Here is a 24,207-nt window from a genome sequence, read left to right as displayed (position 1 = left end):
GGATGACGCAGCAGATCCACGGCACCGTCGCGGACGGCTTCGAGGCAGTGCGTGAGGAGTTCGCCGCGTTCGTGGCGGGGGAACTTCCCGACTACGAGGGCCAGCTGTGCGCCTATGTGCACGGCCGCAAGGTCGTCGACCTGTGGGCCGGGGACGGCAACGACGCCGAGTCCCTCTACGGCGTGTTCTCGTCGACCAAGGGCGCCGCCCATCTGGTCGTCGCGCTCCTCGTGCAGGACGGCACGCTCGAACTCGACCGCAAAGTGACGTACTACTGGCCCGAGTTCGGGACCGAGGGCAAGGCGGCGCTGACGCTGCGCGACCTGGTCACGCATCGCGCCGGGCTGATCGGGCTCGACGCGGGGTTCAGCAAGGACGAGCTGGCCGACGACCGCGCGATCGCGGAACGCCTTGCGGACCAGCGGCCGTTCTGGCGCCCGGGCACGGCGTTCGGCTACCACGCCCTCGTCATCGGCGCGCTCACCGGAGAAGTGGTGCGGCGGGCCACGGGTCACACCCTCCAGGAGGTCTACGAGGAGCGGGTACGGGCGCCCTACGGGCTGGACTTCCACCTGGGGCTGCCCGAGGCACTGGAGCCCCGCTTCCGGTCCGTGCAGCCGATGGCTCCGACGGCGAAGCAGCAGGCCTTCCTGGACGCGACGCCGAGAGGGCCGCACACGCTCGCCTCCATCGCCTTCAACAGCCATGTGCCCGAGCCCGGGGATCTGGTCGGCCATGCCAACTCCCGTACGGTGCGGGCCAAGGGCCCGGCGTCGGCGGGCGGAGTGGCCGCGGCGCGCGGGCTCGCCGGGATGTACGCGGCGGCGATCAGCGAGGTGGCGGGGCGGCCGCCGCTGCTGAAGCCGGACACGATCGCCGAGGTCGGGCAGGTCCACTCGGTCGGGTACGACCTGGTGGCCCGCGCCCACCGGGCGTTCGGCCTCGGCTTCCAGGCGACAAGCGAGGCCTGGTACCTGTTCCTGGGCGCCGGGGCCTTCGGGCACGCCGGAGCGGGCGGCTCCCAGGCCTTCGCGGACCCGCGCAGCGGGCTGGCGTACGGCTACACCCGGCGGCGCATCGCCTTCCCGGGCGGGGCGGCACCGGAGAACGAGCGGCTGGTGAAGGCGGTGCACGGCGCTGCGCTGGGCGTCTGAACACTCAGGTGCATTTCACCTGCCGGCCCGTTGTGGCTGGTCGCGCCCACGCGGCGGAGCCGCAAATGTCACAGCCCCGCGCCCCCTGAGGGGCGCTACCGGGCCCCGCGGCAACGAGTGCAAGGCAGAGGCCGCATCCCACGTCCAAGGATGCGGCCTCTCGCGTACGCAACGACTGTCGTCAGACCAGCGTCACGGTGATGTTGCCGCGAGTTGCCTTCGAGTACGGGCAGACCTGGTGGGCCTTCTCCAGGAGGGCCCGGGCGGTTTCCGCGTCGGCGTTCGGGATGTGGGCCGAGATCTCGACGATGATCCCGAAGCCGTCGCCGTTCTTGCCGATGCCGACCTTCGCGGTGACCGTCGAGCCGGAGATGTCGGCCTTCTCCTGGCGGGCCACGACGCCCAGCGCGCCCTGGAAGCAGGCGCTGTAGCCGGCCGCGAACAGCTGTTCCGGGTTGGTGCCGGCGCCGCTGCCGCCCATCTCCTTGGGCGGGTTCACGACGACGTCGAGCTTGCCGTCGTCGGTGGCGACCCGGCCGTCGCGACCGTTCTCGGCGGTGGCGACGGCCGTGTAGAGGACGTCGGTCTGCTGGATGGACATGCGGTTGTCTTCCTCCTCGGTCCGCCGCGACTCGCGCCCACGATCGACGACGGTTTCGGAAAGAAGTTACCGCATGCCGGAAACCGCGAGGAAGCCCTACAGCTTGACGATCATCTTCCCGGTGTTGTCGCCGCGCAGGACCCCGAGGAAGGCCTCCAGGTTGTTCTCGATGCCCTCGACGACCGTCTCGCGGTACTTCAGCTGTCCCGAGGCGACCCAGGGGCCGACCTCCCGGACGAACTCGGGCTGCAGGTCGTAGTGGTCGCCGACCAGGACGCCCTCGACCCGGAGCCGGTTCTGCAGGATCTTGACCATGTTGCGCGGGCCGGGCGTCGGCTCGGTCGAGTTGTACTGCGAGATCATGCCGCAGATCACGGCCCGGCCCTTGAGGTTGAGCGCGCCGATGGCGGCCTCGAGGTGCTCGCCGCCGACGTTGTCGAAGTAGACGTCGATGCCGTCCGGGGCGGCCGCCTTGAGCTGCTCCCAGACCGGGCCGTTCTTGTAGTTGAACGCGGCGTCGAAGCCGTACTCCTCGACCAGGAGCTTGACCTTCTCGTCGGAGCCGGCCGAGCCGATGACCCGGGAGGCGCCCTTGAGCTTGGCGATCTGGCCCACCTGGCTGCCGACGGCACCCGCGGCGCCGGAGACGAAGACCGCGTCGCCCTCCTTGAAGGCACCGACCCGCAGCAGGCCCGCGTACGCCGTCAGACCCGTCATGCCGAGCACACCGAGGTACGTGCTCAGCGGCGCGGCCTCCGGGTCGACCTTGACGGCGGTCCTCGCGTCCACGACCGCGTACTCGCGCCAGCCGAGGAAGTGCAGCACGTGGTCGCCGACGGCGATGCCCTCGGCGTTGGACTCGAGGACCTCGCCGACCGCGCCGCCCTGCATGACCTTGCCCAGCTCGAAGGGGGCGACGTACGACTTGGCGTCGCTCATGCGGCCGCGCATGTACGGGTCGACGGAGAGGTACTTGTTGCGGACCACCACCTGACCCTCACCCGGCGCCGCGACCTCCGTCTCGACCATGGCGAAGTCCTCGGGCTTCGGCCAGCCGACGGGACGGCTGAGCAGGTGCCATTCGCGGTTGATCATGACGAGTGCCTTTCAAGCGTGCGGGAAGTACTTCAGAAACTGCGGGTACCAAATACTTCAGTACCTGAAACAACCATGCTCCTGAATATTTCAGGTTGTCAAGTAACGGGGTACGCTGAACGCATGGCCACTCCACCGAACACCCGTCGTCCCGATGAACTGACCCTTGAGGTCGTCGAACTCATCGGCGACATCGTGGCCCGCTACCACGAGGACTACGAGAATGCCGCCGCCGAGCACTCGCTGACCGGCGCCCAGGCCCGTCTGCTGAGTCTGCTCTCCCTGGAACCGCTGCCCATGCGCAAGCTGGCCCAGAAACTGAAGTGCGAGCCGTCCAACGTGACCGGCATCGTCGACCGCCTGGAGTCCCGTGGCCTGGTGGAGCGCCGCCCCGACCCGGCCGACCGGCGCGTGAAGCTGGCGGCGGCGACGCAGGAGGGCCGGCGGGTGGCCAAGAACCTGCGCGAGTCCCTGCGCTTCGCGCGCGAACCGCTGGCGGGGCTCGGCAGGGAGGAACGGCTGGCGCTGAGGGGCCTGCTGCAGCGGATGCTGCGGCAGACCGAGGGCTGAGGCCGGCCGGACCCGACATGCGAGAGGTCCGGCGCACGGGATGCGTACGCCGGACCTCTTCGACCGAGGAGCGTTCCGGGCGGCTCCACTCCTGCGGGGAGTGTTCCGGGCGGCTCAGCTCCTGCTGCGGGTCGTCATGTCTTCCTGCGGGCCGTCATGACGCGCTGGACCAGGATGAACACGCACAGCAGCACGCCGGTGGCGATCTTCGTCCACCAGGAGCTGAGCGTGCCCTCGAACTGGATGATGCTCTTGATCAGGCCCAGCACCAGCACGCCGAACAGGGTGCCCACCACATAGCCGGAACCGCCCGTCAGCAGCGTGCCGCCGATGACGACCGCGGCGATCGCGTCCAGTTCCATGCCGGTCGCGTGCAGCGGGTCACCGGACTGGATGTAGAGGGTGAACAGCAGACCGGCGAGCGCCGAGCAGAAGCCGCTCACCGTGTACACGGCGATCTTCGTACCGCCCTGCGGGAGACCCATCAGCAGGGCCGACTGCTCGTTGCCGCCGATGGCGTACACACGGCGCCCGAAGCGGGTGTAGTGCAGGACGTAGAACGCCACAGCGAGGACGACCAGCGCGACGACCGCACCGATCGACAGGAACCCCATCCCCAGCGACAGCTGCGCCGAGGCCATGCTGCTGACCTCGGAGTCGCTGATGGAGATCGACTCCTTGCTGATGACCAGGCACAGGCCGCGGAAGAGGAAGAGGCCGGCGAGGGTCACGATGAAGGGCTGGATCTCGAAGTTGTGGATCACATAGCCCATGAGGAAGCCGCCGAAGGCGCCCACGGCCAGCGCGATGGGGATCACCACCAGCAGGGGCAGCCCCTCGCGCTCCACCAGCCAGGCCGTCAGCATCGTGGTGAAGCCGATCACCGAGCCGACGGACAGGTCGATGCCGCCGGACAGGATGACGAAGGTGGCACCGACCGCGGCCACCAGCAGATAGCTGTTGTCGATGAACAGGTTCAGGAAGACCTGCGGTTCGGCGAAACCGTAGTACTGGTACCGGACCAGGCCCACCCCGTACATCACGAGGAAGAGCAGGGCCGTCGCCGCGACGGGCAGGCGCCGGTCGCCCAGCACGCGCTGGGCCTTGGACGGGGTACGGCTGTCCACGGCCGTGGGGCTCTGGGTGGTCGCGCTCATCACGACACCTCCATCTTCGCAGCGGCGTCGGTCGCCCCGGCGGTGTCCGCCTCGGCCGCGGCCGGCTTGGCGCCGCCCTTCGCGCCGAACCGGGCGCCGAACCTGGCACCGAAGACCTTGGCGCGGAACTTCGGGGACTGGAGCAGGCAGACGACGATGACGACGACGGCCTTGAAGACCAGGGTGGTCTGGGTCGGCACACCGATGGTGTAGATCGTGGTCGTCAGGGTCTGGATGACGAGGGCGCCGACCACCGTGCCGCCGATGGAGAACCGGCCGCCCAGCAGTGAGGTGCCGCCGATCACCACCGCGAGGATCGCGTCGAGTTCGATCCACAGACCGGCGTTGTTGCCGTCCGCCGCCGAGGTGTTGGAGCTGATCATCAGGCCCGCGACGCCGGCGCACAGCGCGCAGAACACGTACACCATGATCTTGATGCGCCGGGACCTGATGCCCACGAGGCGGCTGGCCTCGGCGTTGCCGCCGACCGCCTCGATCAGCAGGCCGAGCGCCGTGCGGCGGGTCAGCGCCACGGTGACGGCCACGACCACGGCCACCACGAAGATGGAGAACGGCAGCGTCAGCCAGTAGCCGCCGCCGATCAGCTTGTACGGGTCGCTGTCGATGGTGATGATCTGGCCGTCGGTGATCAGCTGGGCGACACCGCGTCCGGCGACCATGATGATCAGTGTGGCGATGATCGGCTGGATGCCCATCCTGGCGACCAGGAAGCCGTTCCACAGACCGCAGACGACCGCGGCAAGCAGGCCGATCCCCATGGCGAGAAGCACCCCGGACAGGGCGTTCTGGTCGGCCTGGTGGCTGATGTAGGAGCAGGCGAGTGCCCCGGTGATGGCGACCACGGCACCGACCGAGAGGTCGATGCCGCCGGTGGCGATGACCACGGTCATGCCGACCGCCACCAGGATGAGGGGCGATCCGAACAGCACGATCGAGACGAGGCTGCCGTAGAGGTGGCCGCCCGTCATCTTGACCGAGAAGAAGTCAGGGGTGAAGGGCACGTTGACGAGCAGCAGGAAGACAAGGACCGCGACCGGCCAGAACAGGTGGTGGTGTGTCAGTGCTCGCCATCGGGAGTTGGTGCTCACTGGTGTTCTCCGCTCGCGATGGTCTCCATGATCCGGCTGCTGGTGATCTCCGGCCCGTTGGCGAGCTGCGCCACCAGCCGGCGGTCGCGCAGCACTCCGATGGTGTGACTGAGCCGGAGTACCTCCTCCAGCTCGGCCGCGATGTACAGCACGGACATGCCCTCCTCGGAGAGCGAGACCACGAGTTTCTGGATCTCCGCCTTGGCGCCGACGTCGATGCCGCGCGTCGGCTCGTCCAGGATCAGCAGCTTCGGCTGGGTGATCAGCCAGCGGGCCAGCAGCACCTTCTGCTGGTTGCCGCCGCTGAGCCGGCCGACCCTGGCCTCGGGGTTGGCGGGCCGGATGTCCAGCGCCTTGATGTACTTGGCGACGAGTTCGTCGCGCTGGGCGACCGGGATGGGCCGCGTCCAGCCGCGCGCGGCCTGCAGGGCCAGGATGATGTTCTCCCGCACCGTCAGATCGGGCACCAGGCCCTCGGTCTTGCGGTTCTCGGAGCAGAAGGCGACGCCGGCGCCGATCGCGGCGTTCGGGGCGCTCATCGAGACCTGCTTGCCGCCGATGGTCATCTTGCCGCTGTCCGGCTGGTCGGCGCCGAAGAGCAGCCGGGCGAGTTCGGTCCGGCCCGATCCCAGCAGTCCGGCGAGCCCGAGCACCTCGCCCTTCTTGATCTCCAGGTCGAAGGGGGCGATGCCGCCGGTCCTGCCGAGGCCCTCCGCCTTCAGCAGGGTCTCGCCGACGTCGGAGTGCAGCTGCTGGTCCTGCAGCTCCTCCAGCTGGTCCAGAGCCTTGCCGATCATCAGCTGGATCAGCCCGACCTGGTCGAGGTCGGCGACCATGTGCTCGCCGACGAGCGTGCCGTTGCGCAGGACGGTCATCCGGTCGCAGATCTCGTAGATCTGGTCGAGGAAGTGCGAGACGAACAGGATCGCCACGCCCTCGTCCTTGAGCCGCCGCATCAGGCGGAACAGCTCCTGGACCTCGTCACGGTCGAGGCTGGAGGTCGGCTCGTCCAGGACCAGCACCTTGGTGCCCGATCCCTGGCCGTCGCTGTCGCCGGTGCCCACCGACCGGACGATCGCGACCAGTTGCTGCACGGCCAGCGGGTACGTGGACAGGGGCGCGGTGACGTCGATGTCGAGGCCGAGCCGGTCCACCAGCTCCGCCGCCTCCTTGCGCATCCGCTTCCACTGGATACGGCCCATGCGGGTCGGCTCGCGGCCGATGAAGATGTTCTCCGCCACCGACAGGTTGGGGCAGAGGTTCACCTCCTGGTAGACGGTGCTGATGCCGGCGTGCTGCGCCTGCAGCGGGCTGCCGAAGCGCACGGACTTCCCGTCCAGGGTGATCGTGCCGCCGTCCAGGGAGTAGACCCCCGTCAGCACCTTGATCAGGGTGGACTTCCCCGCGCCGTTCTCGCCCATCAGGGCGTGGATCTCGCCGGGGAAGAGCCGGAAGTCGACGTCCGACAGAGCCCGTACCCCCGGGAACTCTTTGACTATGCCCGTCATTTCCAGCACGGGCCGCGGCTCTGCCATGGCAGCGCTCCTTGTGGGATTGGTTCACTCCCGCAGGGAGCCCCCTCGGACCGATGGCTCGGTCGGCCGGAGGCTCCCTGCCGGTGGGTGCGGTGGGTCAGTACTTCCGGGTGGGGAGCGCGGCCTTGGCCTGGTCCTGCGTGTAGTCGCCCTCCTTGGTCTTGATCCAGCGCTCGACCTTCTCGCCGGCGTGGACCTTCTTCACGACCTCCATCAGCTGGGGGCCGAGCAGCGGGTTGCACTCCACGATGCCGTTGATCTTGCCCTCGGACATGGCGACGAAGCCGTCGTGGACACCGTCGACCGAGACGATCAGGATGTCCTTGCCGGGCTTCTTGCCGGCCGCCTCGATCGACTGGATGGCGCCGATGGCCATGTCGTCGTTGTGCGCGAAGAGCACGTTGATGTCCGAGTGGGACTGCAGGAAGGCCGCCATGACCTGCTTGCCGCCGGCGCGCGTGAAGTCACCGCTCTGACTGACGACGATCTTCCAGTCGGACTTGTGCTCCGCGTCCATGATCTCCTTGAAGCCCTTGCCGCGCTCGATCGCGGGAGCGGCGCCGGTGGTGCCCTCCAGCTGGGCGATCTTCACCGGGCCCTTGAGGCCGGCCTTGGCGATGACCTTCTCCAGCATCCGGGCGGCGCGCCGGCCCTCGTCGGTGAAGTCGGAACCGACCAGCGTGACGTACAGCGAGCTGTCGGAGGTCTCCACCGAGCGGTCGGTGAGGACCACCGGGATCTTCGCGGCCTTGGCCTCCTTGAGCACCGCGTCCCAGCCGGTGACGACCACCGGCGAGAAGGCGATGACGTCGACCTTCTGCGCGATGTAGCTGCGGATCGCGGAGATCTGGTTCTCCTGCTTCTGCTGGGCGTCGGAGAACTTGAGGTTGATGCCCGCCTCCTTGGCCGCGGACTTCACCGAGGTGGTGTTGGCGGCGCGCCAGCCGCTCTCCGCGCCGACCTGGGAGAAGCCGAGCGAGATCGCCTTGCCGCCGCCGGAGCCGGAGCCGGAGCCGGAGCCGCTGTCGTCCTTCTTGGCGCAGGCGGCCAGTCCGCCCGCAGCTGCCACGCCGACCGCCGCGGTGAGGAAGTTCCTTCTGTTGAGCATGTTCTTCTCCTTTGAAGAGCCGGCCCGGGGACGGACCCGCTGGTACTCGAGGGGACCGGCCGCACTACGTCCAGCCTGTCGATCATTGTTCGGTATTTCGGCCACACGGAATCGCATGTGTGGTTGGTCGGTACGTCAGAGAGGTACGCCCTCCGGTTGGACGGCGTGCGGGAAAGTACTGGCCCTGACGACGAGTTGGGGTTCGATGGCGATCCTGCGCGCGGTGGCGGGTGGCCGCCCCTCGATCAGCTCCAGGAGCATCGCGATGCCGCGCTTTCCCACCGTCGAGAAATCCTGCCGGACGGTGGTGAGGGGAGGAGCGAAGTACTCGGACTCCGGGATGTCGTCGAAGCCCACCACCGCGACGTCCTGGGGAGTCCGGACCCCGGCCTCCCGCAGCGCCCGCAACACCCCCAGTGCCATCTGGTCGTTGGCGACGAAGACGGCGGTCAGCCCCCGGCCCACCCAGCCGGCCAGTTCCTGGCCCGCGCGGTAACCAGACAGCGGACTCCAGTCCCCGCGCAGGAGCATGGGCGGCTCCGCCCCCGCAGCTTCGAGGGTCGCCCGCCAGCCGGCCGCCCGGTCGGCCGCCTCCTGCCAGTCCTCGGGCCCGGCGAGGTGCCAGACGTTACGGTGACCGGCGGCCAGCAGGTGGCCGGTGGCCAGCCTGGCTCCGAGGTGCTGGTCCACGCTGACGCCGGGGATCTCCACGCCCGGACCGCTGCCCACGACCACCACCGGGAAGGGACAGCGCAGTTCGGCCATCGCAACCACCGCGGACCGCTGCGGGGCGATGGCGACCACTCCTTCCACCCCGCCCTCACTGAGGTGGTCCAGGGCCTCGGACAGCGTCTCCATGGTCAGCTTGCGCAAAGTGACCGTCGAGACGAGATATCCCTCGGCCCGGGCCGCCTCCTCCAGCGCGAACAGGGTGCTGGCCGGTCCGTAGAGGGTGGTGTCGGAGGCCACCACCCCCAGCGTCCTGGTGCGCCGGGTCACCAGGGCCCGTGCGGAGGAGTTGCGGCGGTAGCCCGTTTCCTCGATCACACGCAGCACCCTGGCCCGTGTCTCGTCCCGCACGTTGGGGTGGTTTCCCAGCACCCGGGACACCGTCTGGTGGGACACGCCCGCCAGGCGTGCCACGTCGGCCATGGTGGGCGGCCGAAGCTGCGCGTGGGTCACGGCCGCACCTCCTTGGCGCTCGCCTGCGTCGTGGGCGGACGACCCCGCCCCGGCGGCTTCACACAGGTCTCCGGGAAGGCCCAACAGCACTGGCGGGATCTACTGGTCGGGACACTTCGGGCACGACGCTCATATCTCCCACGCTGACGCTGGACGCTGACCGGTGAATGCGGAGGTCATTGTGAGCGCTAACAAATCACGGCGGTCAAGAGGGTTGCAGGCAGAAGGCCGTCACGGTTGAATAACGCGGCCGGGGAGAGCCGGCCGTTTGGCCACTCAGGCGACCGCCTCAACCACCATCACATCAGGGAAAGTTGACGCCGACCGGCAGCGCCGGGCACACCACCGCGGGTGGCCCGTGCACGCCTCCGACGGCGACGGAGACGGCCGAGGGGGACGGCCCAGGGACACGCCATCGCGTGAGCGGAAGTTGACTCAGCGCCGGGCACGCCACCCCGGAAAGTGCCTGCACGACGGCGACGGCCGCAGAGACAAGCCAGAGACGGCGGAAACGTCGAGCCGGAGAGCCGGACAGCCACCCGAAGCAGCACCTCAACCACCGTCACAACAGGCACAGTTGAAGCCGACCGGCAGCGTTACGTACACCACCACAGAAAGCGCGTGCACGACGGCGACGGCCGCGGGGACGGGCCGGAGGCCGTCGGATCCGAGGTCGGGGTCGAGCCCGAGGCGGGCGGGGGTGTCGAGCCCGAGGAGCCGGGGACGGTTGCCGGCCGGGTCGGCTTGCCGGGGGTCGGGGACGCGTCGTCCCTGCCGTGGGAGGACTTGGACGCCGAGGGCGAGGCGGAGGTGTCCGGGGAGGCCGAGGGCTTGCCGTCCGAAGCACCCGTCCCGCCGCCTCGGGGCCCTGCGGACTCGCTCGGCTCCGCCGTCGCGCGGTCGACCTCGGACGACTCGTTCCCGGCCGCGGACGGGTCGGGGGACGAGGAGAACACCGGTGCGTCCATGCCGAGTTCGGCCAGACTCAGACCACCCGCCGCCAGGACGAAACCCGCGGCGACGAGCAGCGTGCGCTTGCGGCGCCGACGGTGGAGCGCGGCCTTGCGGTCGCGACGGCTCGAGTCCGTCGCACCGACCGCGCCGGCGGGGCCCCGCCGGCCACCGCGGCCCTGCTCGCGGCGGCGCGCGGCACGCCCGTGCGGCTCGTCGTCCTCGCCTTCGTGACCGACATGACCGTCGTCGTCAGGATGGGCGACACCGTCGCCGGGAGCCACCGGTGCATCGTCCTCGACAGGAGCCACCGGTACATCGTCCTCGGCGGGAGCGACGGCGTGATCGTAGGGCTCCGGCTCGTAGGCATCCCAGTACGCGCGCATCTGCTCGACGCGTGTCCCGCACCCCGGACAGGCGAGGGCGCCGTTGAGGTGCCGTTGGCACGGGTGGCAGTAGTCCATGACGTGGGAAGATTAAGTTCCCGCAGGGTCACGTTCCTAGGCACGGCCGTGAAGGTTGTGTGGGAAACCGGCCATATCGATGGGACCGCCGGAGTGAACTGGCACACACCGGGGGGTGGCCACGTGGGCAAGAGGCGACGAAACTGGCGAAACCGTTAACCGTCCTACCCATTGACACCCCGCTCGCACCATCCTTACTGTCTGCCCAGCATTTCGAACATGAGCCGAAATTTCGAACAGCCGAAGGGTAACTTCCGTGCGCATCACCGGAATCAGCACGCACGTGGTCGGCACGCCGTGGCGCAACCTGACCTACGTCCTGGTGCACACCGACGAAGGCATCACGGGTGTCGGCGAGACCCGCATGCTGGGCCACACCGACGCGCTGATCGGATACCTGAGAGAGGCCGAGCAGAACCACATTCTCGGGTCGGACCCGTTCGCCGTCGAGGACCTGACCCGCCGTATGAAGTACGGCGACTACGGCCGCGCGGGCGAGATCGTGATGTCCGGCATCGCCGTCGTCGAGATGGCCTGCTGGGACATCAAGGGCAAGGCCCTCGGCGTTCCGGTGTGGCAGCTGCTCGGCGGCAAGGTCACCGACAAGGTGAAGGCCTACGCCAACGGGTGGTACACCACCGAGCGGACGCCCGAGGCGTACCACAAGGCCGCTCAGGGCGTCATGGAGCGCGGTTACCGGGCACTGAAGATCGACCCCTTCGGCACCGGGCACTTCGAGCTCGACCACGAGCAGACCATGTACGCGGTCTCGCTGATCGAGGCCGTCCGGGACGCCATCGGCCCCGAGTCCGAGCTGATGCTGGAGATGCACGGCCGCTTCTCCCCCGCCACCGCCGTCCGGCTGGCCAAGGAGCTCGCGCCCTTCAAGCCCGCGTGGCTGGAGGAGCCGGTGCCGCCGGAGAACCTCAAGGCGCTGGAGAAGGTCGCCGCGAAGGTGGACATGCCGGTGGCCACGGGCGAGCGCATCCACGACCGGATCGAGTTCCGGGAGCTCTTCGAGAGCCAGGCCGTCGACATCATCCAGCCGGACGTCGGCCACATCGGCGGCATCTGGGAGACGCGCAAGCTCGCCGCGACCGCCGAGACCCACTACATGCTGGTCGCCCCGCACAACGTCGGTGGCTCCGTGCTCACCGCCGCCTCCCTCCAGGTCGGCTTCACCTCCCCGAACTTCAAGATCCTTGAGCACTTCAACGACTTCGCGGACGCCGAGATCAAGAAGGTGGTCAAGGGCGCTCCGCAGGTGAACCCGGAGGACGGCTGCTTCCACGTCTCCGACGCGCCCGGCCTGGGCGTGGAGCTGGACGTGGACGCCGCTGCCGAGTTCCCCCAGCAGCGGGCGCACTTCGACCTGTGGGCCGAGGGTTGGGAGAAGCGGAACCCGAAGGAAGCCCAGTGAGTTCCGCCGCTGTCGTCGTCGACGCCCCGGGCACCTTCCACCTGGCCGAGCACACGCCCCGCGACCCCGGTCCGGGCGAGGCGCTGGTGCGGGTGCACGCGAGCGGGATCTGCGGCAGCGACCGGGAGCTGTTCCAGGGCAACCGGCCCGAGGGGTACGTGCGCTACCCGCTCACGCCCGGCCACGAGTGGTCCGGAACGGTGGAGCGGGTCGGCGCCGGGGTCACCGGGACGCTCGTCGGCCGCAAGGTGGTCGGCGAGGGCTTCCGCAACTGCCAGGTGTGCGACCGCTGCCACGCGGGTGAGACCACGCTGTGCAGCGCCGGGTACGAGGAGACCGGGTTCACCCAGCCGGGCGCGATGGCGCCCACGCTCACCCTCCCGGCGAGGCTGCTGCATGTGCTGCCCGACGACGCCGACCTGACGGCGGCGGCCCTGCTGGAGCCGGCCGCCTGCATCGCGGCCGCCGCCCTCAAGGCGAACGCGCAGCCGGGCGAGAAGGTCGCCGTGGTCGGCACCGGCACCCTCGGGATGTTCGCGGTGCAGTTCCTCAAGGCCGTCTCGCCGGTGGAGCTGCTGGTCGTCGGCACCCGCCGGGACCGCGAGGGGCTGTCGCGGCAGTACGGCGCGACCGACTTCCGTACGAAGGACGAGCCGCTCCCGGACGACTTCGACGTCGTCATCGAGACCGCCGGGTCCGCCGACGCCGCGCGGACCTCCGCCGCTCTGCTGCGGCGTGGCGGGCGCCTGGTCCTCACCGGGATCCCGGCACCGGGTGCGAACGGGCTCGACCCCACGGATCTGGTCGTACGACAGCTGGAGGTGCACTCGGTCTTCGGGGCGCCGCCGGACGCGTGGGCGCACACCGTGCGGGTGTTCGGGGCCGGGTTGCTCGACCCGCTGCCGCTGGTCACGCACGAGCTGCCGCTCGCCGAGTTCCCGCAGGCCATCGAGCTCGTCGGGTCCGGTGATCCGAAGGTCGGCAAGGTCCTCCTTCGCCCCTAGCCGTACGCCGGTGCGGGGGCGAACTGACGGCCCCCGCACCGGCGTACACCCAAGCCCCGCACGACTTGAGCCGCGAACTTCGTCCGAAATCTCGAACATTCTAAGGACACCTTGTGACCGACGCTTCCGCCCCGTCAGCCCGTCGACCCGGCGAGCAGGCGCTCGCCGCCCTCGGTCTGAGCGCGCCCGACCTCTCCCCCGCCGACGCCTCGCCCCACACCTTCCCGGGCGGCGGCAGATGGCGCACCGAGATCCCCTCGTGCGAGGGTCCCGAAGCGCTGGCCGTCGTCCTGAAGGAGGCCTCGCGGCTCGATGTGCCGATCCACCGGATCAGCCAGGGCAGCGGCATCTGGATGCTGACCGACGCCGAGATCACGGAGATGGTCGAGGCGACCGGCGAACGTGACATCGAGCTCTGCCTGTTCACCGGCCCGCGCGGCACCTGGGACATCGGCGGTTCCACGCGCACCGACTCCCGGGGGGCCGGTCTGCGCGCCCGCGGGCACGACTCCGTCGCCGGGTGCGTCGAAGATGCCGTCCGCGCGACGGAGTTGGGCGTCAAGTGCCTCCTGGTCGCCGACGAGGGCGTGCTGTGGACCCTGCACCGTGCACGCGTCGCCGGGATCATCCCGGCCGACACCACCCTGAAGGTCTCGGCGCTGATCGGTCCGGTCAACCCCGCGGCGTACGCGGTGTACGAGCAGCTGGGCGGCGACTCCATCAACGTGCCCAGCGACCTGACGCTGGATCACCTCACCGAGATCCGGCGGGTCTCCGCCGCCCCCATGGACATGTACATCGAGGCCCCCGACGACCTGGGGGGGTATGTCCGCATGTACGAGGTTGCCGAGCTGATCCGGCGCGGGGCACCGCTGTACCTGAAGTTCGGTCTCTCCAAGGCGCCCGGGATCTACCCGTACGGCAACCACATGCGAGACCTGACGCTGGCCACCGCCAAGGAACGCGTCCGGCGCGGCCGGCTGGCCCTCGACCTGCTCGCACGGCACGGAGCCGACGGCGACATGGCACCCCTCGGCTCACGGCTGCCCGGCACGCTCAAGCGGTTCGACACGTCCGCATAACGTTCGAACAACGCCCCTTCACAGAAGAAGACGGGCTCAAACAGAATCCCACAAACCACTCGGTCTCCACACCCGCCGTCCAAGCGTCCTTGCACTGCCGGACCGAGCCTGCCCCACACACATCAAGGATGATGATCATGCGCACTCGCAGAGCCGCACTCGCCGCCGTCGCCGGAGCCGCTTCCCTCGCCCTGACCCTGTCCGCCTGCGGCCAGAACAGCGAGGGCGGCAGCAAGGAGGACAAGGGCAGTGCCAAGGGCGGCACCATCGGTATCGCGATGCCCACCAAGTCCTCCGAGCGCTGGATCGCCGACGGCAAGAACGTCGTCAAGGACCTGCAGGCCAAGGGCTACAAGACCAAGCTGGTCTACGGCGAGGACGACCCCGACCAGCAGGTCTCGCAGATCGAGAACCTGATCACGCAGGGCGTCAAGGGCCTGATCATCGCGGCCATCGACAACAAGTCGCTGAACAACGTGCTGCAGCAGGCCGCGGACGCCAAGATCCCGGTGATCTCCTACGACCGCCTGATCCTCGGCACGAAGAACGTCGACTACTACGCCTCGTTCGACAACGAGAAGGTCGGCAAGCTCCAGGGCTCGTACATCGTGCAGAAGCTCGGCCTGGACAGCGGCAAGAAGGGCCCGTTCAACATCGAGCTGTTCGCCGGCTCCAACGACGACAACAACACCAAGTACTTCTTCAACGGCGCGATGAGCGTGCTCCAGCCGTACATCGACAAGAAGCAGCTGGTCGTCAAGTCCAAGCAGACCGCGCTCAACCAGGTCACCACGCTGCGCTGGGACGGTGCCACCGCGCAGAAGCGCATGGAGGACATCCTCACCTCGACGTACACCAGCGGCAAGGTCGACGCGGTCCTGTCGCCCTACGACGGCATCTCCATCGGCATCATCGCCGCCCTGAAGTCGGACGGTTACGGCTCCGCCAGCAAGCCGCTGCCCGTCATCACCGGCCAGGACGCGGAGCTCGCCTCGGTGAAGTCGATCATCGCGGGCCAGCAGACGCAGACCGTCTACAAGGACATCCGCAAGCTCGCCAAGGTCGCCTCGACCATGATCGACGACGTCCTCAACGGCAAGAAGCCGGAGATCAACGACACCAAGTCGTACGGCAACGGTGTCAAGACCGTCCCCGCCTACCTGCTGCAGCCGGTGAGCGTCGACAAGACCAACTACACGAAGGAACTGGTCGACACCGGCTACTACACGGCGGACCAGCTCAAGTAGTCCCCGTGTCGGTGGAGTCGGCCACGCGGCGGAGCCGCATGTCGACACTCAGACCGGCCGTTCCTACGGATTGAAAGGGCACACCATGGCGGGACCCGTCCTGGAAATGCGCTCGATCGTCAAGACCTTTCCCGGGGTCAAAGCGCTGTCGGACGTCACGCTGACCGTCCGTCAGGGCGAGGTCCATGCCATCTGCGGCGAGAACGGCGCCGGGAAGTCCACCTTGATGAAGGTGCTCTCCGGCGTCCATCCGCACGGCAGCTACGAGGGCGACATCCTCTTCGAGGGTGAGCCCTGCGAGTTCAAGGACATCCGGGCGAGCGAGCAGCGCGGCATCGTGATCATCCATCAGGAGCTGGCGCTGGTGCCGTTCCTGTCGATCGCGGAGAACATCTTCCTCGGCAACGAACACGCCTCGAGCGGGTTCATCAACTGGAACGAGACGCTCAAGCACGCCACGGAACTGCTGCGCCGGGTGGGTCTGACCGACCACCCGGAGACCCGGATCGCCGACATCGGCGTGGGCAAGCAGCAGCTGGTGGAGATCGCCAAGGCGCTGTCCAAGAAGGTGAAGCTGCTGATCCTCGACGAGCCGACCGCGGCTCTCAACGACGAGGACAGCGGCAAACTCCTGGAGCTCATCCTGGAGTTGAAGAAGCAGGGCATCACCTCGATCATCATCTCCCACAAGCTGAACGAGATCCGGCGGGTCGCCGACTCGGTGACGATCATCCGCGACGGCAGGTCCATCGAGACCCTGGACGTGAAGTCGGAGGAGACCACCGAGGACCGCATCATCTCCGGCATGGTCGGCCGCGACCTCGACAACCGCTTCCCCGAGCGCACCGCGTACGAGGGCGAGCTGGACGCGGCACCCGCGCTGGAGATCCGCAACTGGACGGTGCACCACCCGATCGACCAGCAGCGCAAGGTGGTCGACGACGTGTCGATCAACGTGCGGCGCGGGGAGATCGTCGGCATCGCGGGTCTGATGGGCGCGGGCCGCACGGAGCTGGCCATGAGCGTCTTCGGGCGCAGCTACGGCCGGCACGCGGGCGGCACGGTCCTCAAGGACGGCAAGGAGATCCGTACGAAGACCGTCGCGGAGGCGGTCGAGCACGGCATCGCGTACGTCACCGAGGACCGCAAGCACTACGGCCTCAACCTCATCGACAACATCAACCGGAACATCTCGCTGACCGCCCTGGGCAAGGTCGCGAGGCGCGGTGTGGTCGATGAGCACGAGGAGCGGAAGGTCTCCGAGCGCTTCCGCAAGTCCATGAACATCAAGGCGCCGACCGTCTTCGAGACGGTGGGCAGGCTCTCCGGCGGCAACCAGCAGAAGGTCGTCCTCAGCAAGTGGATCTTCGCGGGTCCCGAGGTGCTGATCCTGGACGAGCCGACGCGCGGCATCGACGTGGGCGCCAAGTACGAGATCTACACGGTCATCGACCAGCTGGCCGCGGAGGGCAAGGCGGTCGTCTTCATCTCCTCCGAGCTGCCGGAGCTGCTCGGGATGTGCGACCGCATCTACACCATGGCCGCCGGGCGGCTCACGGGTGAGGTCCCGCGGGCCGAGGCCACGCAGGAAGTGCTGATGCGCCAGATGACGAAGGACAAAGAGGTAACCCGATGAGCACGGATGTGACGGACAAGGTCCCGGCCTCGGCGCCGCCCGGGAAGGGCGGGGGGTCGGCCTCCGGCGAGAACCTGCTGCAGCTGATGCTGGGCGGTCTGCGCCGCAACATGCGGCAGTACGGCATGCTCATCGCGCTCGGCCTGATAGTGGTCCTGTTCCAGGTGTGGACCGGCGGCGACCTGCTGCTGCCGCGCAACGTCTCCAACCTGGTGCTGCAGAACAGCTACATCCTGATCCTCGCGATCGGCATGATGCTGGTGATCATCGCGGGTCACATCGATCTGTCGGTCGGATCGCTGACCGCCTTCGTGGGCGCGACCGCGGCCGTCCTGACGGTCCAGCACAGTGTGGCGTGGCCGCTGGCCCTGGTGCTGTGCCTGCTGGTGGGCGCGGTGGCCGGCGCGGTGCAGGGCTATCTGATCGCGTATCTCGGCATCCCGTCGTTCATCGTGACCCTCGCGGGCATGCTGCTCTTCCGCGGTCTGACGGAGATCTTCCTGCAGGGCCAGACCCTCGGCCCGTTCCCGAACGGTCTGCAGGACCTCGGCAACGGCTTCCTGCCTGCGGTCGGCCCGAACACCAACTACCACAACCTCACCCTCCTGCTGGGCTTCGTCCTGCTGGCCTTCGTGGTCTACCAGGAGGTCCGCGACCGCAAGCGCCAGCAGGAGTTCTCGCTGGACGTGCTGCCGCGCAACGCCTTCCTGCTCAAGCTGGTCGCCATCGCCGCCGCGGTCCTCGCGGTCACCATGCTGCTCGCCAGCTACCAGGGCGCGCCGATCATCCTGATCGTCCTCGGTGTGCTGGTGGTCGGCTACGGCTACGTCATGCGCAACGCGGTCTTCGGCCGGCACATCTACGCGATCGGCGGTAACCTGCCGGCGGCGAAGCTGTCCGGCGTCAAGGACAAGAAGGTCACCTTCCTTGTCTTCCTGAACATGGGCGTGCTCGCGGCCCTGGCGGGTCTGGTGGTCGCCGCCCGCCTGAACGCGGCATCTCCGAAGGCGGGCCTGAACTTCGAGCTCGAGGCGATCGCCTCGTCGTTCATCGGTGGCGCGTCCATGAGCGGCGGTGTCGGTACCGTCCTCGGCGCGATCATCGGCGGTCTCGTCCTCGGCGTGCTGAACAACGGCATGAACCTCCTCAGTGTCGGCACCGACTGGCAGCAGGTCATCAAGGGCCTCGCCCTGCTGGCCGCGGTCGGGTTCGACGTGTGGAACAAGCGCAAGTCCGGCTCGTAGACCGGAGTGACCGGATCGGGCCCCGCCGCACGGCGGGGCCCTTCCCATGGGAGGAGAGGCAGGACCGATGGGAGGAGAGGCAGGACCGGTGAAATCGCTCTTCGGCAAGCTCGCCGACGGCACGGAGGTCCACCGCTGGTCGCTGGAGAACGGCGGCACCCGGCTGAGGGTCCTGAACTGGGGCGGCGTGGTCCAGGGCCTGGAGATCCCCGACCGGCACGGCCACTACGGCAACGTCTCCCTGGGCTTCGACAACATCGACGACTACGTCACCAGGACCCCGTACTTCGGCGCCCTGATCGGCCGGTACGGCAACCGCATCGCCGAGGGCCGGTTCACCCTGGACGGCAAGACCTACCAGCTGTCCGTGAACGACGGCGTCAACAGCCTGCACGGCGGCGAGCAGGGCTTCGACAAGCACATCTGGGACGTCGAGCCGTTCGCCGAGGGCTCCGACGTCGGCCTGGTGCTGCACCACACCGGCACCGACGGCGAGATGGGCTACCCCGGCACCCTCAAGACCAAGGTGACGTACACCCTCACCGGGCACGGCGACTGGATCATCGACTACGAGGCCACCACCGACAAGGCCACGGTCGTCAACCTCACCAGCCACGTCTACTGGAACCTGGCCGGCGAGGGCAGCGGCACCATCGAGGACCACGAGCTCACGATCGAGGCCTCCCGCTACACGCCCACCGACGCGGGCCTCATCCCGACCGGCGAACTGGCGACGGTGGCCGGCACCCCCTTCGACTTCCGCACGACCAAGCCGATCGGCCGCGACATCCGCGCCGGCCACATCCAGCAGGTGCAGGCCAAGGGTTACGACCACAACTGGGTCCTGGACAAGGGCATCACGTCCGAACCCGAGCACGTCGCCACTGTGCACGACCCGCGCTCCGGCCGCACCCTGAAGATCGCCACCGACCAGCCGGGGCTGCAGTTCTACTCCGGCAACTTCCTCGACGGCACGCTCACCGGCACGGGCGGCAGGACCTACCGTCAGGGTGACGCGCTGTGCCTGGAGACGCAGCACTTCCCTGACTCGCCGAACCAGGCGGACTTCCCGTCCACGGTGCTGCGGCCGGGGCAGACGTATCGCACCCGGACGGTGCATACGTTCAGCGCGTAGCGCTCTGTTGGGGTTGTGGGAAACTGCGGGTCCGCTGTGGCTGGTCGCGCCCACGCGGCGGAGCCGCAAAATCGAGCGCAGCCCCGCGCTCCTTTCAGGGGCGCGATCGGCGCCCGGACGTGGAAGGCGTGGGGGCGGTTCCCGAACTCACACCCCTTTCATATGCGTTGAACAACGCCACCCCTGCCCCCGTATCTAAGGGCGGCCCGTGCTCCCCCGCGCGGGCCACCCAAACGCGACGGGCCCGGTCGTCCCTGCCGGGCCCGCCCCATACGGAGGTTCCATGGCCGAGAACGTCACCTCGCTGTTCCGCGGCAACGCGGCACACAGCCCGTCGATGGCGGCGCTGACGCGGCAGGGCGGCGACGGGACCGGCCCCGTGGACTTCTGTGTCCCCTGCAATCCGTACTTCCCCACCCCGGCCATGTTCGAGGAGATGTCGGCCCGGCTGCGCGACATCGTCACGTACTACCCGAGCAGTGCCGACACGATCACCGCCGAGCTGTGCAACCTGCTGCAGCTCCCGCCGCAGTGCGTGGCGATGGGCAACGGCTCGACCGAACTGATCACCTGGATCGACCACCTGATGGTCCGTGAGTCCCTCGCCATCCCCGTCCCCACCTTCGGCCGCTGGACCGACCAGCCGATGGAGACCGGCAAGCGGGTCGACATGTTCCCGCTGCAGGAGTCCAGCGGCTTCGCCCTGGACCTCGCCAAGTACGCCGAGTTCATCCGGGCCCGCGGCACCCGCGTCGCCGTCGTCTGCAACCCGAACAACCCCGACGGCGGCTTTCTGCCCCGGCAGTCCCTCGTGCAGTTCATGGACGCGATGGCCGACCTGGACCTCATCGTCATCGACGAGTCGTTCCTCGAGTTCGCGGACGCCGAGGCCGAACCCTCGGTCGTCCAGGAGGCGATGATCCGCCCGAACGTCATCGTGCTGCGCAGCCTCGGCAAGAACTTCGGCCTGCACGGCATACGTTTCGGCTACCTGGTCGCCAACCCGGCGCTGGCCGGCCGGGTCCGCGCCATGCTCCCGAAGTGGAACCTCAACTCCTTCGCCGAGTACGTGGTGTTCATGCTCAAGGAGCACGGGGCCGAGTACGCGCAGAGCCTCCACCAGGTGCGCCGTGACCGCCTGGACATGGCCAGCCAGCTCTCGGCCCTGCCCGGCCTCACGGTCTACCCCTCCCAGGGCAACTTCCTCTTCGTACGCCTCCCCGTGGGCGCCGAAGGCACCGTGGTCCGGGACCGGATGCTCAACGAGCACCGGATCCTGGTCCGCGAGTGCGGCAACAAGATCGGTTCGTCCAGCCGCTTCCTGCGACTCGTGGTGCGCCCCCAGGTGGATGTGCGTCGCCTGGTGTCCGGCCTGGAACAGGTGCTCTACGGGACCAGGAGGGGAGCCGCCGTACCCGAGCTGGGCACCGGGACCAGCTACAGCTCGGGTACGGCGGCCGTGGACCGTCTGGTCAGCGCCACCAACGGGGCGGGCATGCCGCTCGCCGCGATGGCCTCCGGCGGTTCGGTGGGGGGTGGGGCGCCGATGCCCATGCCGATGCCGGCGGCGCAGGCCCCGATGCCGGCGGTGGCCCAGGCGGCCCCCCAGCCAGTCGGCTACCCGGCCCAGGCGCCGATGCAGCCGGTACCGGCCCCGGCCCCGATGCAGCAGCCGGCCCCGGCGCCCATGCCCACTCCGGTGCCCTTCCCGACGCCGATGCCCACGCCTGTACCGGCCCCGGCCCCCGGCCCGACCCCGCCCGGCGTCCCGGCCCGCGGCGGCCTCACGGCGGCCCAGGTACGCGGCACCACGGGCCCCGCCCCGGGCCTCACCCCGGCCCCGGCAACGGGCTGGCCGAACGCCCAAAGCTGGCCGAACGCGGCGGGCATGGGACAAGCGGGCTGATCGCCATAGGGGGTGCGTTGCAGTCACCGGCGTCAGCAACAGCGCCCCAAAGGGGCGCGGGGCTGTATCGATTTGCGGCTCCGCCGCGTGGGCGCGACAAGCCACATCGAACCCGCAGACGCACCACAAACCCCATCGCGGCGCATCAGTAGGCGACGGGCCACCCCTTGCTCGTCAACGACCCCGGCAGGTTTTCGAAAGTGACAGCCACCCCGGGAGGTCGACCTCCGCCCGGACGGTCTTGCCGGGCGGAGGTTCGCGGTCCACTACCTCCCAGCGGTCGGCGAGCGCGTCCACGAGGAGGAGTCCGCGGCCGGTCTCTTCGAGAAGGTTCGAGGGCGGCGGTGTGCGCGGGTGCCGTTCGGCGCGGGTGTCGGTGACCTCGATACGGACGCTGCCGGTGACGAGGGAGAGCCGCAGCTCGAAGTCCCGCCCGGGGACACGGCCGTGGGTGACGGCGTTGGCGGCGAGCTCGGCGACGATCAGCGCGACGGTGTCGGAGGTGTCACTGCCGTGCGGGATGCCCCAGGCGTCCAGTTGGTTCACCGAGAGGTGCCGGGCGAGGCGGGCGGCGCGCGGGGTGGCGGTCAGACGCGGGGCGAACACACGTACGGTGACCGGGGGTTGGGGGGTGGGGAGGCCTGTCATAGGCCCAATCTGGCGGGATTGGTGGGCAGTTCACCAGGTCCGGGGCGCGTACGCTGCGGGAGCGTACGCGGTGACGGACTGGACAGTACACGTGACCGACCGTAACCATGGGCGCGGGAGGTGATCGACAGTGGTCGATGGTGCGGTGGGGACGGGCGGCGAACCTGAGCCTTCGGACAGCCTGCGGACGTTCGGCGCGTTCTTCCAGGCGCTGCGGGAGCACGCGGGACTGAGCCGCGAGGAGTTCGCCAATCTGGTGCGCTTCTCCAAGCACACGGTGGCGTCGGTGGAGTTGGGGCGCCGGATGCCGGACATGATCCTCGTGGAGCGGGCGGAGGAGGTCACCGGGAACACGGGAGCGTTGCGGAAGGCGTTCCCGAAGCTGGCTCGGCAGCCGGGGCTGGCGGCTTGGTTCCGGCGGTGGGCGCTCCTGGAAGCGACCGCGATCACCCTGTACACGTACGAATGCCGGTTGATTCCGGGGTTGTTGCAGACGGAGGCGTACGCACGGCAGCTGTTCGTCGACGAGTTGCCGCCGCTGGCCGACGACGGGATCGAGGCCCAATGGGAAGCACGAGCCGAACGACAGCGGCTACTGCGGGAGCGCCCGAACACCGCGTTCAGCTTCATCCTCGAAGAGCACTTGTTCTTGCGGCAGACTGGTGGCGTGGAGGCCACGCGCGAGCTCATCGATCACGTACTGGACGTCTCCGAACTGCGGAACGTCGAGATCCAGATCATGCCGCTGGTGCGGGCGTCGCATGCCGGGCTGCATGGCCCCATGCAGCTGCTGGAGACGTCCGAGAACAAGTGGTTCGCATACGTCGAGGGGCCGGAATGCGGTCAGTTCATCGCCGACTCAAAGGTCGTGAGCGTGCTCCAGCGGCGATATGCCAGGATGCGTGCGCAGGCTCTCACCCTCGAAGATTCCGTGAGCCTGTTGCAGCGGATGCGAGGAGACCTATGAGCACCAGCGAACTGAAGTGGTTCAAGTCGAGCTACAGCAGCAGCGGTTCGGGCGACTGCGTCGAGGTCGCCCTGGACTGGCACAAGTCCAGCTACAGCAGCAGCGGTGACGGCGACTGCGTCGAGATCGCCACCTGCCCCACCACCATCCACATCCGCGACTCCAAGAACAAGCAGGGCCGCCAACTCGCCCTCTCCTCCCCCACCTGGGAAAGCTTCCTCACGTACGTCACCTGCTGAGCAGGCCCGTGGGGGCCGTCCGCCGGAACAACCCCCACGGGCCGTGCGCCTCAGGACGCCGGGCACTCCTTCCACGCCATGTGGTACGTGGTGCTGATGTTCCCGTCGGTCGAGTCCATGGTCATGAAGCTGACCTTGCCCGGGTTCGCGGTCCCCGCGTTCACTCTCAGCTCGGTGTTGATGTTGAAGTTACGGAGAACTCCGCAGGGCGCCCAGACCAGTTGGGCCACGTCCGTGCTGTCGGTGGCCTGCCAGTCGTCGTTGTACGAGCCGCTGAACGGGTGGGTCTTGGGCACCGTGTTCGAGGAGCCCTGGAAGTAGTACGAGGCCTTCTGCGTCGCGGACGCGCCGGGCTGGAGCGAGAGGAAGCCCCGGTAGTCGGCGCTGGCGATGGCGTAGGTGAAGCCCTGGGGGACGTGCACGATCAGGTTGAGCTGGCAGTTCCTGCGGAAGGCCGTGGGGTCGGAGTTGCCGCCGGCCTGGGCGAGGTACTGGCTGTAGGTCACCGTGAAGGCGGTGTTGTCCGGGGAGACGGCGACGGCCGCGGTGCCCTGGGGACAGCCGGATCCGTTCACGGTCGCCACGTCGATGACGATCTTGTCCGGGGGCGGGTTGTCGACGACGGGGGACGAGGCCGGGCCGGGCAGTGCAGTGGTGAGCAGAGCGGCTATGGCGCCGCTCAGCAGGTATCCACCAGCCATGGTTTCTCCGGTTCTGTGAGTGGGGGGTGGCACGCCCCAGCCGACCGAGAAC

22 protein-coding genes are annotated in these 24,207 nt (G+C 68.7%); 12 read left to right on the top strand and 10 right to left on the bottom strand.

The genetic code is table 11. From position 1 onward, the window contains the following. Window positions 1-2 precede the first annotated feature (2 nt). Window positions 3-1,154, top strand: coding sequence for a serine hydrolase domain-containing protein (locus tag ACWCRD_RS20565; RefSeq protein WP_450967232.1), 1,152 nt, complete (start codon window positions 3-5; stop codon window positions 1,152-1,154). A 181-nt stretch (window positions 1,155-1,335) separates the two neighbouring features. On the opposite strand, the gene ACWCRD_RS20560 is transcribed toward ACWCRD_RS20565, so the two are convergent. Together ACWCRD_RS20560 and ACWCRD_RS20555 are read right to left on the bottom strand one after the other, a co-directional pair. Then, complete coding sequence (locus ACWCRD_RS20560; protein ID WP_450967231.1) at window positions 1,336-1,755, bottom strand: organic hydroperoxide resistance protein; 420 nt, start codon at window positions 1,753-1,755, stop codon at window positions 1,336-1,338. Window positions 1,756-1,851: 96 nt separating this feature from the next. Then, window positions 1,852-2,850 (bottom strand): NADP-dependent oxidoreductase, encoded by a 999-nt coding sequence (locus tag ACWCRD_RS20555; RefSeq protein WP_450967230.1) that lies wholly within the window; start codon window positions 2,848-2,850, stop codon window positions 1,852-1,854. A 123-nt stretch (window positions 2,851-2,973) separates the two neighbouring features. Between ACWCRD_RS20555 and ACWCRD_RS20550 the strand changes: the two genes are divergently transcribed. Continuing rightward, window positions 2,974-3,420 carry a MarR family winged helix-turn-helix transcriptional regulator gene (locus ACWCRD_RS20550; RefSeq protein WP_450967229.1) on the top strand — a complete coding sequence of 149 codons (447 nt, stop codon included), beginning with the start codon at window positions 2,974-2,976 and terminating at the stop codon, window positions 3,418-3,420. 134 nt (window positions 3,421-3,554) lie between these two features. On the opposite strand, the gene yjfF is transcribed toward ACWCRD_RS20550, so the two are convergent. From yjfF to ACWCRD_RS20520, 6 genes are all read right to left on the bottom strand, one after another. Then, window positions 3,555-4,577, bottom strand: a complete 1,023-nt coding sequence (gene yjfF / locus ACWCRD_RS20545; protein ID WP_450967228.1) for a galactofuranose ABC transporter, permease protein YjfF — start codon at window positions 4,575-4,577, stop codon at window positions 3,555-3,557. Further along, the gene (locus tag ACWCRD_RS20540; protein WP_450967227.1) at window positions 4,577-5,686 is read right to left on the bottom strand and encodes an ABC transporter permease; all 1,110 of its coding nucleotides are present in this window, start codon (window positions 5,684-5,686) and stop codon (window positions 4,577-4,579) included. Before ACWCRD_RS20540 ends, yjfF begins: the two co-directional genes overlap by 1 nt. Beyond that, on the bottom strand, window positions 5,683-7,221 hold the full coding sequence (locus tag ACWCRD_RS20535; RefSeq protein ID WP_450967226.1) for a sugar ABC transporter ATP-binding protein: 1,539 nt from the start codon (window positions 7,219-7,221) through the stop codon (window positions 5,683-5,685). The genes ACWCRD_RS20540 and ACWCRD_RS20535 overlap by 4 nt, the downstream gene beginning before the upstream one ends. Before the next feature lie 97 nt (window positions 7,222-7,318). Next, window positions 7,319-8,329: an ABC transporter substrate-binding protein gene (locus ACWCRD_RS20530; RefSeq protein ID WP_450967225.1), complete on the bottom strand. Its 1,011-nt coding sequence runs from the start codon at window positions 8,327-8,329 to the stop codon at window positions 7,319-7,321. Window positions 8,330-8,464: 135 nt separating this feature from the next. After that, complete coding sequence (locus ACWCRD_RS20525; RefSeq protein ID WP_450967224.1) at window positions 8,465-9,511, bottom strand: LacI family DNA-binding transcriptional regulator; 1,047 nt, start codon at window positions 9,509-9,511, stop codon at window positions 8,465-8,467. Window positions 9,512-10,107: 596 nt separating this feature from the next. Next, window positions 10,108-10,926: an SCO2400 family protein gene (locus tag ACWCRD_RS20520; protein ID WP_450967223.1), complete on the bottom strand. Its 819-nt coding sequence runs from the start codon at window positions 10,924-10,926 to the stop codon at window positions 10,108-10,110. Window positions 10,927-11,182: 256 nt separating this feature from the next. Here ACWCRD_RS20520 and ACWCRD_RS20515 point away from each other — a divergent pair, with 256 nt between their 5' ends. From ACWCRD_RS20515 to ACWCRD_RS20480, 8 genes are all read left to right on the top strand, one after another. Beyond that, window positions 11,183-12,346: a mandelate racemase/muconate lactonizing enzyme family protein gene (locus ACWCRD_RS20515; protein WP_450967222.1), complete on the top strand. Its 1,164-nt coding sequence runs from the start codon at window positions 11,183-11,185 to the stop codon at window positions 12,344-12,346. Next, window positions 12,343-13,350 carry a zinc-dependent alcohol dehydrogenase gene (locus ACWCRD_RS20510; RefSeq protein ID WP_450967221.1) on the top strand — a complete coding sequence of 336 codons (1,008 nt, stop codon included), beginning with the start codon at window positions 12,343-12,345 and terminating at the stop codon, window positions 13,348-13,350. The genes ACWCRD_RS20515 and ACWCRD_RS20510 overlap by 4 nt, the downstream gene beginning before the upstream one ends. Window positions 13,351-13,463: 113 nt before the next feature. After that, entirely contained in the window at window positions 13,464-14,432 is a 969-nt protein-coding gene (locus ACWCRD_RS20505) for a hypothetical protein (RefSeq protein WP_450967220.1), read from the top strand. 137 nt (window positions 14,433-14,569) lie between these two features. Further along, the gene (gene chvE / locus ACWCRD_RS20500; protein ID WP_450967219.1) at window positions 14,570-15,679 is read left to right on the top strand and encodes a multiple monosaccharide ABC transporter substrate-binding protein; all 1,110 of its coding nucleotides are present in this window, start codon (window positions 14,570-14,572) and stop codon (window positions 15,677-15,679) included. An 85-nt stretch (window positions 15,680-15,764) separates the two neighbouring features. Continuing rightward, window positions 15,765-17,315 (top strand): multiple monosaccharide ABC transporter ATP-binding protein, encoded by a 1,551-nt coding sequence (gene mmsA, locus ACWCRD_RS20495; protein ID WP_450967218.1) that lies wholly within the window; start codon window positions 15,765-15,767, stop codon window positions 17,313-17,315. After that, a complete protein-coding gene (mmsB, locus tag ACWCRD_RS20490) occupies window positions 17,312-18,559 on the top strand; it encodes a multiple monosaccharide ABC transporter permease (protein WP_450967217.1) in 1,248 nt (415 codons plus the stop codon). The genes mmsA and mmsB overlap by 4 nt, the downstream gene beginning before the upstream one ends. Before the next feature lie 46 nt (window positions 18,560-18,605). Next, window positions 18,606-19,694 (top strand): aldose epimerase family protein, encoded by a 1,089-nt coding sequence (locus ACWCRD_RS20485; RefSeq protein ID WP_450967216.1) that lies wholly within the window; start codon window positions 18,606-18,608, stop codon window positions 19,692-19,694. Window positions 19,695-19,977: 283 nt separating this feature from the next. Next, window positions 19,978-21,600 (top strand): pyridoxal phosphate-dependent aminotransferase, encoded by a 1,623-nt coding sequence (locus ACWCRD_RS20480; RefSeq protein ID WP_450967215.1) that lies wholly within the window; start codon window positions 19,978-19,980, stop codon window positions 21,598-21,600. A 174-nt stretch (window positions 21,601-21,774) separates the two neighbouring features. Here ACWCRD_RS20480 and ACWCRD_RS20475 read toward each other — a convergent pair whose 3' ends face one another. Then, window positions 21,775-22,248, bottom strand: a complete 474-nt coding sequence (locus ACWCRD_RS20475) for an ATP-binding protein (RefSeq protein ID WP_450967214.1) — start codon at window positions 22,246-22,248, stop codon at window positions 21,775-21,777. A 130-nt stretch (window positions 22,249-22,378) separates the two neighbouring features. Between ACWCRD_RS20475 and ACWCRD_RS20470 the strand changes: the two genes are divergently transcribed. Further along, window positions 22,379-23,215 (top strand): helix-turn-helix domain-containing protein, encoded by an 837-nt coding sequence (locus ACWCRD_RS20470; RefSeq protein ID WP_450967213.1) that lies wholly within the window; start codon window positions 22,379-22,381, stop codon window positions 23,213-23,215. Further along, entirely contained in the window at window positions 23,212-23,454 is a 243-nt protein-coding gene (locus ACWCRD_RS20465; protein WP_450967212.1) for a DUF397 domain-containing protein, read from the top strand. The genes ACWCRD_RS20470 and ACWCRD_RS20465 overlap by 4 nt, the downstream gene beginning before the upstream one ends. Window positions 23,455-23,504: 50 nt before the next feature. Here ACWCRD_RS20465 and ACWCRD_RS20460 read toward each other — a convergent pair whose 3' ends face one another. Then, window positions 23,505-24,155: a DUF4360 domain-containing protein gene (locus ACWCRD_RS20460; protein ID WP_450967211.1), complete on the bottom strand. Its 651-nt coding sequence runs from the start codon at window positions 24,153-24,155 to the stop codon at window positions 23,505-23,507. Window positions 24,156-24,207: the final 52 nt, after the last annotated feature.

This window comes from Streptomyces sp. NPDC002092 (assembly GCF_053593775.1).
Note: the sequence above shows the minus strand (reverse complement) of the source record. Positions and strands in the feature narration are given on the sequence as shown.